The following is a 13885-nucleotide window of genomic DNA, read 5'->3' on the forward strand; positions in this document are numbered from 1 at the left end:
TTAAAAAATAATTAACATACGAGGGATAATCGCGGGGGGTGCAGGTATAATAGTACTGTAAAAGCAAATGCCGACACCATGCGCGTACAGGACTATTCTCATTATGCACTAACCGACTTCCTGGAAGACGACTTCTTTATCCGTTGGGTCATCGCCCCCGACACGCAGGCCAACATTTTCTGGGAAGCCTTCTTGTTGCATTATCCGGAGAAGAGAGAGGTCGTGAGCGAGGCGACGTCCATCATCGGTACGTACCGCAGGTTGGAGACGTTCACGAACGAGTCGCGCAAGGATGTCGTGTGGGATAAGATCCGTTCCGAGATTCAGCAAAACCACGTGCCCGCGCAAAAGCAGGCAACCGTCATTCCTATGTACATGAAGGCGGCCGCCGCGATCGTATTGCTGGCCGTGTTTGGCGGTGTGCTTTGGTTGATGAAAGATCACCGTAACCTGGTGACCACGGCACACAACGAGATCACCAAAGTGATCTTGCCCGATCATTCCGTGGTCATGCTCAACGGCAACTCCACACTGCGCTATGAAAGCGATTGGCCGGCAGACGAACCCCGCGAAGTGTGGATCGATGGAGAGGCTTTCTTCAAGGTGAAACACATCAACCGCGATACGCTTCACATCGACCCGGCGCATCGTTTCATTGTGCACAGCAACAACCTCGACATCGAAGTGTTGGGCACATCGTTCAACGTGCAACAGCGCGAAGAAAAGACAAACGTCACGCTGATCACCGGCAAGGTGAAAGTGCAATTCACCGGCACGCCCTCGGTACATGCGCCCGACGTGATCATGCTGCCCGGCGACTTTGTGGAGTATGGATCACAGAAATTATTAGCCCGTAAAAAATTATCGCATCCGCAGCGCGCCACCAGTTGGATGAAGCAGGAGCTTCTGTTCACCAACCCCGCGCTCAAAGATATTGTGAAGACCCTGCAAGAGGACTATGGCTACACCGTAGAGGTGAAAGATCCGGCCCTCCTGGAGTTGCGCATCGAAGGGGAGATCAGCGTTTCCAGTGTCGAGGAATTGCTGTCGACCGTGTCGGTGACATTGGGTATTCGTATTGAAGAGGACCATAAACACATTACTATGTCAAGAAGATAAATAATCGCAGCTTTTTCATCCAAACCTAACTAAACCTTATGAACAGATTCGACTACACTTCATTCCTGAAGCGGTGGCTGATGGTGCTCGTCCTCCTGAGCGCCCCCGTGCTACGCGGCCTGGGCCAGTACTATGCTTCAGCCGGCAACGCCATCCGCTCCGCGCAGGCCGCCGCCGGATCAAACCCCACCACGGAGTCAACCACCGTGTCGCTCAAAGACGCGCTGCATGACTTGAAGAAACGTTTCCATTTACGCTTTGCATACCGCGAGGGCCTGCTGGATGGCAAAACGGTTTCTGCCACCTGGCTTCACCAGGAGCAGGCTCCGGAAGTTATCCTCGAAAAAATGCTCGCCTCCTGCATGTTGGGATATAAACAGATCAACAAAAAACAATTCACCATCTTCTCTACCGCCACCACCGACCGTACCACCGGCAATGGGGTAACGAGTGGAACGCCTTCCGAAAACCTGGCAGCGACAGAAACCGCCGCACAGGAGCAGGCGGTTGCTACGGCCATCTCGGGAACCGTAACTTCCCAAGACGACGGCATGGCCCTCCCCGGCGTGAATGTGATCATTAAAGGAACAACAACCGGCACCACCACCGATGCGAACGGCCACTTCACGCTGAACGCACCCGACGAGGGCGCTATCCTCATCTTTTCATTCATCGGCTTCCAAACCACGGAGGTGCCGTTCAGTGCCGGTCAAACGGTGGTGGACGTGGTGCTGCCCGTGGAGCTGAAATCCCTTAGCGAAGTGGTGGTGACCGCCCTCGGTATCGAGAAGGAGCGGAGCGCGCTGGCCTATTCGGTAACGGAAGTGAAAGGCGAAGAATTTACACAAGCTCGTGAAAACAACGTAGCCAATGCACTCACCGGAAAGATCGCCGGCGTAAATGCTACGGGTCTTTCCACCGGCCCCGGCGGTTCAAGCCGCATCGTTATTCGCGGTAACGGATCGCTCACCGGCGCCAACCAACCGCTTTATGTAGTGAACGGTATGCCCATCGACAACACGACACCCGGTGGTAGTGCTACCACGAACGGTGGCGCGGGCAACGTGGACCGCGGTGATGGTATCGGCGGCATCAACCCCGACGACATCGAGTCCATCAGCGTGTTGAAAGGAGGAACGGCCGCCGCCCTCTACGGATCGCGTGCAGCCAACGGTGTAATTGTGATCACCACCAAGAAGGGCAGGGCCCAACGCGGTATCGGTGTGGAATACAATGGCACGTTCACGACCGAGCGAGTGTCGGTCTATCCCGACTGGCAATACGAATACGGCCAGGGCGACAATGGCGTGAAACCCATGACCCTGGCAGATGCCGTGACGACAGGCCGCCGTTCATTCGGAGCCAAGATCGACGGCACGGACTTCGTTGCCGTGGACGGCCTCACCCATCCCTACAATGCACAACGCAATAACGTCCGGAATTTTTATCAGACCGGAACATCGCTCACGAACACGCTGGCTTTCACCGGTGGGAGTGATGTGTTGAACTATCGTCTTTCGATGTCGGACCTGAACAGCCGCAGCATCTTGCCGAATTCTACGTACAACCGGAAGACCGCCAACCTCAGCATCAATTCGAAACTGGGCGAGCGCATCACGGTGGACGCTACCATTCAATACAACCTGGAGAAAGCGCACAACCGTCCCACGGCCGGTGATGCGTTGGGCAATCCCAACTGGACGCCCTACATGATGGCCAACACCGCCGACATCCGGTGGATCAAACCCGGCTATGATGCCAACGGAAACGAGATTGCGTGGAACGATGCGCCCATTGCTTCGAACGCCTACTTTGTGGCCAACAAGTACCAGGAAGACGACATAAAGAATCGTTTCATCGGCCAGGCCGCCGTATCCTATAAGATTTCAAGGAATCTTTCGCTGAAAGGCGTGGTGAGCCGTGACTTTTATAATTACAACTATAACTACATCGTCCCCAGTGGAACATTGTATGTGCCGCTCGGTCAGCTCAATAATTACAAGACCGATGTGGCCGAGACCAACGGCATGCTGTCGCTGAACTACAACGCCCAGATCAAGGACTTCAGCATCACCGCCTTTGTGGCCGGCAATCAGCGTCGCTATGACTACAAGCAGTTGAACATTGCGGGAAGCAACTTCACCATTCCCTACTTCTACAGCACGACGAACCTCGCGACGCAATCCACCACACCTTTGACGCAACGCACGGGCATCAACTCCATCTTTGGTTCTGCCGACTTTGGTTACAAAGACATGGCGTTTATTACCGTAACGGGCCGCCAGGATTGGTTCTCCACGCTGAGTCCGAAAAACAATACCATCTTCTATCCTTCGATCGGTGGAAGCTTCGTGTTGTCGGAAGCGTTGAACATGCCGAACACCATCGACTTTGCCAAGGTGCGTGCATCGTGGGCGCAGGTGGGCGGTGCAACGCCTGACCCGTATGCGATCAACCTCACCTATAGCATGGTGCCCAGCTCGGGCCAACCCCTGCAGAACGTGACGATGGACCCGACCACGCAAACCAACATCATCACCAACCCCAACCTGAAGCCACTCACCTCGACCACCTATGAGGCGGGCTTTGAATTGCAGTTCTTCCGCAACCGCATTGGATTGGACGTGACGTATTACGACCGCAAAACAACGGACGACATCGTGAAGACCGCCATCACGCCTACATCGGGATATAACAGCGTGATCCTGAACGTAGGGGAGCTGAGCAACAAGGGCATCGAGGTACTGCTCACCGGCTCGCCTGTCAAAAACACGGGCTTCACCTGGAACGTGAGCTACAACGTGGCCTACAACAAGAACAAGGTGGTGCGTCTGGCCGACGGCCTGGATCAAATCCAGATGGCTTCTTCGGTGAATGGCTGGGCCTACATCAATAACATTGTTGGACAGCCCTTCGGAACTATTGTGGGCACTCGCACACAAACGGATGCTAACGGCAACATCGTCTTCAACAAGACTTCCGGTCTTCCGGTAGCCACAGGGTTGCAGAACCTGGGACAAGGCGTGCCGCCGCTCACCATGGGTCTTACCAACGAGTTCCGCTACAAGAACTTTTCGCTGAACATTTTGATCGATGGCAAATACGGCAACAAGATCTTCTCCCTCATGGAAGTGTATGCCACGCGCTTGGGCAAAATGAAGAGCACACTGCCGGGTCGTGAAAACGGGCTCGACGTGTCGGGCGTAGACCAGGAAGGCAACCCGTACTCGCGCACGGTTCCGGTGACGGGCCTGCGGGTGTATTACGATAACTACAAGATCTACTCCGACAAGTTTATCCACGATGGCAGCTTTGTGAAACTCCGCCAGATCATCTTCAGCTACAACATCCCGGTGAAGAACCTGAAAGTGTTGAAGCTGCAGTCGGCCAGCATCTCGTTTGTGGCGCGCAACCTGCTGACGCTTTATAAGAGCACCGACAACTTCGATCCCGAGCAAGGCTATACCAACAGCTCCGCCCAAGGTTTCGAATCGTTCGGTTTGCCGCGCACCCGCAGCTATGGTATGAACCTGATGCTAAAATTCTAAGCATACATTAAAGCGAAACGAAAATGAAAAAATATAATCACCCCCTTTCTTTTGGCAGTCTGCTGCTGGCCGCCTGCCTGGTTTGCTCCTCGTGCGACAAGGGATTTGAAGAAATGAACACCAACCCCGACGCATCCCCCGCGGTGACGCCCGGGTACATGTTCACCAAGGCGCAGTACGACGGAGCCTCCGACTTGCTCGTCCTGCTCATGGGCACCATGCAATACACCACCAGCTACAACGACGTGGCCGGCTTTGGATCCAAGTATGTGACCAGTCAGAATACGCAAGCCTATGGTTTGTTCACGACCGCCTATCCGAAAGAGATCAACGAGATCGGCGAAGTGATCCGCGCGGTTCAGGACGATCCCACCAAGGTGAACTTGCTGTCCGCTGCCCGCGTGTGGCGCGTCTATTGTTTTAGCCGACTCACCGACATGTACGGTGACATTCCGTATTCCGAAGCCGCCCTCGGCTATGTGAACTCCGTCTACAAACCCAAATACGATGCGCAGGAGTCCATCTATGCCGATATGCTGAAGGAGCTGGACGAAGCCGGGTCCAGCTTCGACGCTTCCAAGCCCAATTTCGGTAACGCCGACCTCTTGTATAACGGCGACGTTACGAAGTGGAAGAAGTTCACCTATTCACTCATGCTCCGCCTGGCGATGCGCACGACCAAGGTCCCCAACGCCGGTGCAGAACAGTGGGCGAAGAAAGCGATCGCCGCCGGTGTGATCCGCGACGATGCCGATGTCGCCGACATCAGCTACCTCAACACGGGCCAGGTGATCAACCAAAATCCGCTGTCCTACAACCTGCTGAACTCCGACTACATCCGCGCCGACGGCGTGAGCAACACCGAAGGAGGAAAGTATCAGGAGTCGTTCATCAATTTCCTGAAGACCAACAACGACCCACGCCTGCCGGTGTTGTCGATCGTGTATGTGAACAAATTGCCCGACACCACGGTGGCGGTACAGAAAGGCATGCCGGCCACTTTCAGCGCCAAGCCCGCCGATTTTGTGACCTACTCCGAACCCAACCCCAAGACCATCCTGAAACTGGATGCCCCCCTGGCCATTCTCACCAACGTGGAAACCAGTTTTCTCTTAGCCGAGGCCGCGCTGAAAGGATGGTATGCTACCGAAACGGCCAGCGATCTCTATAGCAACGGCATCCGCGCCGCCATGCGTCAGTGGGCCTTGTTTGGTGCAGGGGGTGTCATCCCCGACGCTAAGATTGAAAAATATGTGAGCGATCACGCCCTCAACACGGCGGGAACCGACGACGAGCAGATGGAACAGATCTATACGCAATTCTGGGTGGGTGTTTTCCCCAACGCTGTGGAAGTGTTCAGCACCTATCGCCGCACGGGCTACCCGGCGCTGATCCCGAACAACTACGCAGGCAACGCCACCGGTGGGCAGATCTTTCGCCGCATGCTCTATCCGAACACCGAACAGAACCTTAACGCACAAAACTACAACGATGCATTGACTCGCCAGGGTAAAGACGATTTCATGACACGGATGTGGTGGGATGCGCAATGAAACGGTTAGTGAAACATGGTTAGCTTTTAGTTTGGTTTAAATTTCATAGTTAGTTAGCCCCGCGGCTTCCTTATCTCACAAGGAAGCGCGGGGATTTTTTTTGGCTTGCTTGCTGTGGGAAAAGTTGGTTAAATTCACCCCCTGTGGCCCCCCCTACAAATCAAAATCACACCTATGCCAGCCATCCTCGAAGTAACCAACCTCACGAAGACCTACCCAAACGGGGTGAATGCCGTGAAAGGCATTTCCTTTTCGGTGAACAAAGGCGAAGTATTTGGAATTCTCGGTCCCAACGGCGCCGGCAAAACCACCACCCTCGAGATGATCGAGGGCCTGCGCCCCATCACGTCGGGCACGGTTTTGCTCGACGGCATTAAGACCGAAGAACAACCTTACCTGATCAAACAGCGCATCGGCATCCAGCTTCAGTCGTCGGCATTCTTTCAGAACCTGAAGCTCACGGAACTGCTGCAAATGTTTGCCGACCTCTATGGGGCCAAGATCGACACCGCCCAACTGCTGGCCGACGTGGGCCTGCAAGACAAGGCCGGCTTCCTGGTCAAGAATCTTTCCGGCGGCCAGAAGCAACGGTTTTCCATCGCCACCACCCTGGTGAACAAACCTGTGATGATCTTCCTCGACGAGCCCACCACCGGCCTCGATCCACAGGCGCGAAGAAACCTGTGGGAACTGATTGCCCAAATCAAAAACCGCGGGACCACCGTCATCCTCACGACCCACTACATGGAAGAAGCCTCCTTCCTCTGCAACCGGGTGGCCATCATGGACGACGGAAGGATCGTCGCCCTCGACACGCCCGATCAACTCATCAAGCAACTGCTGGCCAAAGGCTTCGTGCCCCACACCGAAGTTCCCCCCGCCACACTGGAAGACGTATTCATCGACCTCACCGGCAAAACCCTCCGCGACTAACATGAACCAGAACACCCGCTCATTCCTGGCCCTGACAAAAGCCTCCCTGAAAATGTATTATCGCAACAAAGGGGCGATCATTTTCACGTTGCTCATCCCCGTAGCCTTGTTGTCGATGTTTGGCTTTCTGTCTTCCGGCCGCGGTCCGCGCATCCAGGTGGGCCTCACCAACAAGGCTACCACCGAAATGGCACAACAATTTGTAGCGGCGCTCAAAAGCGTCGAAGCCTTCAACATACGCGAGGCCACCGAAACCGACGCCGCTACGGAACTCGGCAAAGGCGACATCGATCTCCAGGTGATCATTCCAGAAAACTTTGGCAAGACCGAAGAAGGTAAACCCACAGCCAGCACCATCCAGACCCGTTTCAACAAAGGCAAACCCCAAAGCGGTCACATGGCCAACATGGTGATCGTCCAGATCGTGACCGGCCTCGACAAGAAGGTGACCAACGCACCCACCGTGCTCGACGTGAAGAGCGAGGGCGTGGCCGTGAACAACCTCGGCTATTTTGATTTCATCCTCCCCGGCATCTTGTCCATGAGCATCATGCAGCTGGGCATCTTTGGTGTCGCGTTCAGCTTTGTGGCCATGAAGGCCAGCGGCGCGCTGCGCAGGATCCAGGCCACACCGGTGAAGCCGGTTTACTTTGTGTTTGCACAGGCCACGGTCAGGCTGTTGGTCACCTTGTCGACGGCTGTTATCTTATTGGTTTTTGGAACCTACTTTTTCGGGTTTCACATGATGGGCAGCTATGTGAATTTTTTTCTGGTCTGCATCTTCGGCATCCTGATCTTTCTGGGAATCGGTTTTGCCATCGCCGGCTGGGCCCGCGACGAAACCCAGGTCGCCCCGGTGGCCAACCTAATCCAACTCCCGTTGCTGTTGCTGTCGGGGATATTCTTCTCGCGCGATGGGTTTCCCACCTGGCTTAAAACCATCACCGACTATTCGCCACTCACGTATGTCAGTCATGCCCTTCGCAAAATAGCAAATGAAGGCGCGGGGTTGACTGAACTTCCCATGGATATGATTGGTATGGGCGTGTGGTTGATAATCGTGTATGCTGTGGCGGTGAAGTTGTTTCGGTGGGAGTGAGGCTGTGGCGGCCCCCCTCAGAGGCTTCGGGGCCGGGCTTTCCGTTTCAAGTCCGTCCGCGCTTGAGCCAACGCACTTCGGGCTTTCCACTACAATCCCTGGCCGGGTGTCCTCTTATAAACTCTTGAGATGATTCGAGCGGTGATTTATCTTTTCAATCTGCTGCTGATAGCAGTTATTATCCAAAGGGTAATTGCCATTGACAATGACAAAGCCCACCTTATCTTTTTATTTTATTACCCTGCGCTATTGTTGCTTAATTTATTGATCGGCGTTGTTTTAAAAATAGCAAAACGGGAGAGCTACCGGGATTTCTGGCAACTTTGTATTTGGATGGGGTGTTTGTTTATTCCGACATATCTTATTTTGATTTCGCTATAATTGCGATAACGCCTGCACTATGGGTATTTATCTCGAAAATTCTCAGCTCATAACCTATCTAAGATTAGGAAAAAGAATTGAGCAATGGCTTGGAACAACAAAGGAACAGGAGGAAACGATTATCAAATGGTTATCAATTGAGTTACAAAAAGATGGATCCTACGGGGTTACGTATCTTGAGGTATTCGATGAGGGAAACGAAGATTTCCTGGATATTTATGAGTTTAGCGCGCCTGATCCTGATTTGGAATTTGGAGAAAGTGATTCCTTTGCAACCTGCGAAGAGGCTTTGGAGTTTTCCCGTCAAAAATACGGTTGCCGTGATGACAAATTTGTAACCGCGGGACAAATTCAAGAAGAATATCGACTATATCTATTGTCGCGAAATGAATAACAAAGTCATAGGTAGAAATTCAGGCAAAGCAAATACGATTTATTCATCGCTTCTACGGTGACGATTCATAAGTAAAGTAATTTGACGTTGCTGCCTCACCCGCTAGACACCCTGACCTCCTTCTTGCTTTCCCGACGCCCGCAACCATCGCTTCAACTCCTCGTGTTCCGCGGGCGCCAGGTAAGCAAATGTCTTTTTATACTCCTTCCTGAAAAGCCTTCTGCTGAAACTCATTTTCTCCAGGATAATCTTGCAATACTCCAACATACTTTTCTTCAGGTCCTTCCTCCTCATGCTTTTTTCAATTTATCCGAAAACTGTTTTCTTATGTCAAATTTTCCTGTGGAGCACACGCACCTATCGTTTAATCCAGCCATCATCTCCAGCAAACTTTTCCAGATCTGACGGTTGCAAAACCAACTCCGGTATGGGCCGGTAGGCGGGATCTTGTTTCAAGGCCTCAGAGACCCTCCGGTTTGATGCGTTTGCAGCTTTCATTTGCGTGGTGTCCGACGGCATGTAGTACACAATCCTTTCAACATCAACCATGTAAAGCAGCGCCAGGCACATGGGGCATGGTTTGCTGCTCGTGTAGAGCACACTTCCTTCCAGTGTTGTGGCGCCCGAATAGTTACACGCCGCTTTCACGGCTTCCATTTCCCCGTGTGCCGAGGGATCGATGAGTTGTGCCGACCTGTCGCGCCCTTCGCCAATAACCTTCCCGTCTTTCACCACCAGGCTTGTTGGAGGCGCGTCATTTGCTGCATCCGTGAACGCAGCACTCATGTTCAAAACCTTTTTCATAAAAGCATAGTCCTCTGCGGTGGCGTTGGCTTTCAATTTTGCCATGCGCTGTTGCCGTCGCCTTTGCTGCTCCATCCGACTCGCTGCGTTGTGGTTGACATACGCACCCATAATAAGCAACGTCAGGAGCAAAAGAAATTTCGGTAGCGTCGTCATAACCAGACGTCACCCACCGATTCCGGTTGATAGGTAACTTTTAAGATTTGGAAATTCCCATGTCCGCCCGGCACCTTCCACGACACAATATCACCGGCCTGCATGCCCAGCAATGCTGTGCCGATGCTGGAAAATACAGAGACTTTCCGCGCGCGATGGTCGGCGTCCTGGGGGTAGGTGATGGTGAGCTCAGCTTCGCGCCGGTTTGAAAGATCTTTCAGCAGCACCCTGGAGTTCATGGTGACAACGTTTTCCGGAATCTGTTCCGGCAACACACGTTCAGCATCCCTGAGCGCGCGAAACAATTGCGCTATTACCTCGGGCATCTTGTTGGTTTCGGTTGAGAAGCCAATCAATCCGGTGAGTCGCTGATAATCATTATCGGTAACCATAATTTTCTTTTCCATGACCATTCGATTTAAATACACCGTTGCAGTATCCATGCCAGACAAACACACCTCTGGCGCCTCCCTTTCCGTGGTGCCGGCGAGCCAGGCCGGCCAAAAACTACTCACTGGGGAGAATCTCTCCACCTGCGGTCTGCATCGGAAATGGAACGATTTGCTGCATTTAATCCTTCAGTCTTTATACCTTTAATGCATCGAATCCCCAAACTGAAAGATGAATACTACTGACATAAAACTGAAAGAAAGGGTCAAAGAGCTGAAATGTCTTTACGACTTATCCAAAATCGCATGGGAGGCCGATAACGATCTGAATGCTATCCTCACCAAGACACTCGCCATTCTTCCGCAGGCCATGCAGTATCCCGACGTAGCCGAAGTCTGCATTGTCGCAAACAAAGTAAACTACGCCACCAAAGGATTTTCAAAATGTCGCCGTCCGATGACGACGACGCTCGGAATGGGTAAAAAGAAATACGGAACGATACAGATCGGATACCGGGCTCCCTTAAAAAGCCACCCGGCAAAATATGCCTTCCTCGCCGAGGAAAAGAACCTGGTCAGGATCGTGGCGCGGGAATTGTCGCTGTTCATTAAACGGGCCTCTATCGAGGAGGAAAAGCAGAAATTGGAGATGCAACTGCAGCACTCCGAGCGGCTCGCTTTTGTTGGGGAGCTGTCGGCCGGTATTGCGCACGAATTGAACGAGCCCCTGGGAAGGATATTGGGGTTTGCCCAATTGATAAAAAAGACCGGGGCCTTGGATGAACAAAATGAAAGCGACATCGAACGGATCATCAAGGCTTCGCTCTATACGCGCGAGATCATCAAGAAGCTGATGATCTTCTCCCGGCAGATGCCGCGCCAGATCAATAGCGTGAACCTCAATACAATCGTGTCCAATATTCTTTACTTTATCGATATCCGTTTTCAAAGCCGGGGGATAAAAATTGTGGAGAAGCTTGATCCCCACCTTCCGCTGATCCAAGCCGATGAGGTGCAGATGAGCCAGGTGCTGGTCAACCTCATCACGAATGCGATTCATGCCATGACGCGCGGCGGCCAGCTCACGGTGACGACCGAACGCAAAACGAACCAGGTTAGCCTGACCGTCAAGGATACGGGCACCGGGATGTCGCCGGAGGTCAGAAAGAAGATCTTTGAACCCTTCTACTCCACCAAGCCGGTGGGGCAAGGCACCGGCTTGGGGCTTTCCGTGGTGCTGGGGATCGTGGAGGATCACAAGGGAAAAATACTCGTGAGCAGCACGGCCGGCAAAGGTTCAAAATTTCAGGTGTTGCTTCCGCTAAAACAGAATGGTAAATGACATGAAGAAAGAAGAATTTGTTGCGATCAACGTATTGGTGGTGGATGATTCACCGGAAAGTGTGGAACTCATCAAACGCAACCTGCAGTCGAAGGGCTATGCCATCTATACGGCGCACAATGTTCAATCGGCCATCAAGCTTTTGGGAAGCGTGGCGTTTGACCTGTTGATCACCGATCTGCAAATGCCGGGAGGAAATGGAATCGAATTGGTGCGCCATACGTCGGAAAATTACAAAGGCATCGGCATTCTTGTGATCACGGGTTTCCCCTCCATTCAGGGAGCAGTTGAATCCATCAAGATCGGCGCGGAAGAATACCTCGTGAAGTCGTTTACCGACGAGGAATTGTTTACAGCCGTGGAAAGGGTTTTGCACAAGATGCACAAGCAAGCCAGGGCATCCTCCAAACCGGCGATGCAAAACTTCGGGATCATCGGACATTCCGAGGGGATGAAGAAAGTTTATAACACCATCAACAAGGCTAAACCCACGCGTGCCACCGTCCTGATTCAAGGCGAAAGCGGCACGGGAAAAGAATTGGTTGCGCGTGCCTTGCACTATGGCGGCCAGGCTTCGGCTGCCCCATTTGTGCCGGTGAACTGTGGCGGGATCCCGGACGCGCTCCTGGAGAGCGAACTCTTTGGCTATGTGAAAGGGGCCTTTACGGGCGCCACCGAAACCCGGGCCGGCTTCTTCCAAACCGCCGACGGCGGCACCATCTTTTTGGATGAGATCAGCAACACGAGTCTGGCCATGCAGGCAAAACTATTGCGCGTGCTCCAGGAGAAGGAATTCTACATGGTGGGATCAAAAAAGACCCTCAAAGTGAACGTGCGGGTAGTGGCCGCGACCAACGTTGACCTGATGCAGTTGGTGAAGAAAGGACTGTTTCGCGAGGACCTTTACTATCGCCTGAATATTATTTCCATCGACCTGCCCCCGCTGCGCGAAAGAGGCGACGATCTGCTCGAGCTCATGGATTTCTTCCTGTCGAAATATGTTCATGAGCTAGGGAAACCACCTATGAAATTTACGCCGAAAGCGCTCCGGGCCATGCAAGCCTATGCGTGGCCGGGAAACGTCCGGGAACTTCAGAATCTTATCCACCGCGTGGTGATCCTGGCCGAGGACAACAGCATTGACATTCCCGACCTGCCCGAATCGTTTCGCTTTTCGGGGGTCAGAACAAAGGGACTTGACCGGCCCCTGGAAGATGTTGAACGCGAGTACATCCAGGATGCCTTGGCGGCTCACAAAAATAATATTTCAAAAACGGCCATCGTGCTGGGGATCGATCGGAAGACCCTCCGGGATAAGCTGAAGAAGTACAAACTGTCTGTTTAGTGGTACAAAAAGTACCACTGGTTCAAATTTGACCACTTCTTTCGGGGCAATTCGCCCCACACTTCCTTGTTTCGCCGACAATTCATGGTACGGCTTTTGGGTAGCACCTCCATAAAGCACCTTATGCTTTCTGCTGAATGTCTCGAAACGCTACTTCACCATGCACTGCGGGAGCTTTGTCCGGATTGCGTTCATGTGGAGGGCTGTTCTTATCGAAGGACTACGAAAAAAATAATCGTCCAGTGTGAGTTGTATGTGGGCGTTGGGCAAACGGGAGTCGAGCACGCTAGTCCGGATGTTTCGCAAGGGCTTTGCAGGAGCTGTACCAAGGCAAATGTATGTCGGTTGCCCGGGCGGCACCTGGGGGTGTTCCATTGTGAGGACTACACATAAACAGGCACGATCCATGACGGAAATTATAAACCACTTGCTCGGGAAAACGAAACCCAAACTCAAAGAAGGACGATGGAAGGCTTTCAACCGCCACGCGGTCCTGATCGCGGAAGGTTGCTACGTCCACAACCTGAAACATGGGCCATGGCGCGAATATTATGATACCGGCGAATTGATGCTGGAGGAGTGTTACGAGAACGGACTGCCCCACGGCCGGTATGCTTCGTATCATCCTTGCGGCGCACTGGTGAGCGAAGGCGTCTACGTGCAGGGCAGGCGTGAAGGGTATTTTAAGATCTACGATAAAGCAGGGAAGCATATAAAGTCCCTTCTTTTTATAAATAACGATTTAATAAACGAAGTTCATGTCCATAGCCACGAAAAAGCAGAAGGAAGAGACGGGAGTTGACTATATGTTAATTGCCATTA

The 13885-nt window shown here is 52.8% G+C and carries 12 protein-coding genes; 9 read left to right on the top strand and 3 right to left on the bottom strand.

The genetic code is table 11. The features are described 5' to 3' along the window. Nucleotides 1–78 precede the first annotated feature (78 nt). The 6 genes from D4L85_RS20750 to D4L85_RS20780 all read left to right on the top strand — a co-directional run bounded on the left by D4L85_RS20750 (nucleotide 79) and on the right by D4L85_RS20780 (nucleotide 9027). Nucleotides 79–1119 (top strand): FecR family protein, encoded by a 1041-nt coding sequence (locus D4L85_RS20750; protein ID WP_119756107.1) that lies wholly within the window; start codon nucleotides 79–81, stop codon nucleotides 1117–1119. A 38-nt stretch (nucleotides 1120–1157) separates the two neighbouring features. Continuing rightward, nucleotides 1158–4667: a SusC/RagA family TonB-linked outer membrane protein gene (locus D4L85_RS20755; RefSeq protein ID WP_228450556.1), complete on the top strand. Its 3510-nt coding sequence runs from the start codon at nucleotides 1158–1160 to the stop codon at nucleotides 4665–4667. Nucleotides 4668–4690: 23 nt separating this feature from the next. Continuing rightward, nucleotides 4691–6220, top strand: coding sequence for a SusD/RagB family nutrient-binding outer membrane lipoprotein (locus D4L85_RS20760; RefSeq protein ID WP_119756108.1), 1530 nt, complete (start codon nucleotides 4691–4693; stop codon nucleotides 6218–6220). A gap of 174 nt (nucleotides 6221–6394) precedes the next feature. Continuing rightward, nucleotides 6395–7153: an ABC transporter ATP-binding protein gene (locus D4L85_RS20765; RefSeq protein WP_119756109.1), complete on the top strand. Its 759-nt coding sequence runs from the start codon at nucleotides 6395–6397 to the stop codon at nucleotides 7151–7153. A gap of 1 nt (nucleotide 7154) precedes the next feature. Then, complete coding sequence (locus D4L85_RS20770; RefSeq protein WP_119756110.1) at nucleotides 7155–8252, top strand: ABC transporter permease; 1098 nt, start codon at nucleotides 7155–7157, stop codon at nucleotides 8250–8252. Nucleotides 8253–8652: 400 nt separating this feature from the next. After that, complete coding sequence (locus tag D4L85_RS20780; RefSeq protein WP_119756112.1) at nucleotides 8653–9027, top strand: hypothetical protein; 375 nt, start codon at nucleotides 8653–8655, stop codon at nucleotides 9025–9027. Between the two features lie 102 nt (nucleotides 9028–9129). Here the strand turns inward: D4L85_RS20780 and D4L85_RS20785 are convergent, their stop codons facing one another. The 3 genes from D4L85_RS20785 to rnk all read right to left on the bottom strand — a co-directional run bounded on the left by D4L85_RS20785 (nucleotide 9130) and on the right by rnk (nucleotide 10394). Beyond that, complete coding sequence (locus D4L85_RS20785; RefSeq protein WP_119756113.1) at nucleotides 9130–9321, bottom strand: hypothetical protein; 192 nt, start codon at nucleotides 9319–9321, stop codon at nucleotides 9130–9132. Between the two features lie 63 nt (nucleotides 9322–9384). Then, nucleotides 9385–9987 (bottom strand): nucleoside deaminase, encoded by a 603-nt coding sequence (locus D4L85_RS20790; RefSeq protein ID WP_119756114.1) that lies wholly within the window; start codon nucleotides 9985–9987, stop codon nucleotides 9385–9387. Next, nucleotides 9984–10394 (bottom strand): nucleoside diphosphate kinase regulator, encoded by a 411-nt coding sequence (rnk, locus tag D4L85_RS20795; protein WP_160143885.1) that lies wholly within the window; start codon nucleotides 10392–10394, stop codon nucleotides 9984–9986. Before rnk ends, D4L85_RS20790 begins: the two co-directional genes overlap by 4 nt. Nucleotides 10395–10608: 214 nt before the next feature. On the opposite strand from rnk, the gene D4L85_RS20800 reads away from it, so the two are divergent. The 3 genes from D4L85_RS20800 (at nucleotide 10609) to D4L85_RS20810 (ending at nucleotide 13865) form a co-directional block, all read left to right on the top strand. Beyond that, nucleotides 10609–11718 (top strand): sensor histidine kinase, encoded by a 1110-nt coding sequence (locus D4L85_RS20800; protein ID WP_119756116.1) that lies wholly within the window; start codon nucleotides 10609–10611, stop codon nucleotides 11716–11718. A 1-nt stretch (nucleotide 11719) separates the two neighbouring features. Beyond that, a complete protein-coding gene (locus D4L85_RS20805) occupies nucleotides 11720–13063 on the top strand; it encodes a sigma-54-dependent transcriptional regulator (RefSeq protein WP_119758880.1) in 1344 nt (447 codons plus the stop codon). Between the two features lie 406 nt (nucleotides 13064–13469). Next, nucleotides 13470–13865 (top strand): toxin-antitoxin system YwqK family antitoxin, encoded by a 396-nt coding sequence (locus D4L85_RS20810; protein WP_160143886.1) that lies wholly within the window; start codon nucleotides 13470–13472, stop codon nucleotides 13863–13865. Nucleotides 13866–13885 lie beyond the last annotated feature (20 nt).

Origin of the sequence: Chryseolinea soli, from assembly GCF_003589925.1 — a bacterium.
GTDB lineage: Bacteria > Bacteroidota > Bacteroidia > Cytophagales > Cyclobacteriaceae > Chryseolinea > Chryseolinea soli.

What these genes read in the sequence shown, in the direction of transcription:
- D4L85_RS20750 (WP_119756107.1), top strand. Translation starts at nt 79, where the DNA reads ATGCGCGTACAGGACTATTCTCATTATGCACTAACCGACTTCCTGGAA.
- D4L85_RS20755 (WP_228450556.1), top strand. Translation starts at nt 1,158, where the DNA reads ATGAACAGATTCGACTACACTTCATTCCTGAAGCGGTGGCTGATGGTG.
- D4L85_RS20760 (WP_119756108.1), top strand. Translation starts at nt 4,691, where the DNA reads ATGAAAAAATATAATCACCCCCTTTCTTTTGGCAGTCTGCTGCTGGCC.
- D4L85_RS20765 (WP_119756109.1), top strand. Translation starts at nt 6,395, where the DNA reads ATGCCAGCCATCCTCGAAGTAACCAACCTCACGAAGACCTACCCAAAC.
- D4L85_RS20770 (WP_119756110.1), top strand. Translation starts at nt 7,155, where the DNA reads ATGAACCAGAACACCCGCTCATTCCTGGCCCTGACAAAAGCCTCCCTG.
- D4L85_RS20780 (WP_119756112.1), top strand. Translation starts at nt 8,653, where the DNA reads ATGGGTATTTATCTCGAAAATTCTCAGCTCATAACCTATCTAAGATTA.
- D4L85_RS20785 (WP_119756113.1), bottom strand. Translation starts at nt 9,321, where the DNA reads ATGAGGAGGAAGGACCTGAAGAAAAGTATGTTGGAGTATTGCAAGATT.
- D4L85_RS20790 (WP_119756114.1), bottom strand. Translation starts at nt 9,987, where the DNA reads ATGACGACGCTACCGAAATTTCTTTTGCTCCTGACGTTGCTTATTATG.
- rnk (WP_160143885.1), bottom strand. Translation starts at nt 10,394, where the DNA reads ATGGAAAAGAAAATTATGGTTACCGATAATGATTATCAGCGACTCACC.
- D4L85_RS20800 (WP_119756116.1), top strand. Translation starts at nt 10,609, where the DNA reads ATGAATACTACTGACATAAAACTGAAAGAAAGGGTCAAAGAGCTGAAA.
- D4L85_RS20805 (WP_119758880.1), top strand. Translation starts at nt 11,720, where the DNA reads ATGAAGAAAGAAGAATTTGTTGCGATCAACGTATTGGTGGTGGATGAT.
- D4L85_RS20810 (WP_160143886.1), top strand. Translation starts at nt 13,470, where the DNA reads ATGACGGAAATTATAAACCACTTGCTCGGGAAAACGAAACCCAAACTC.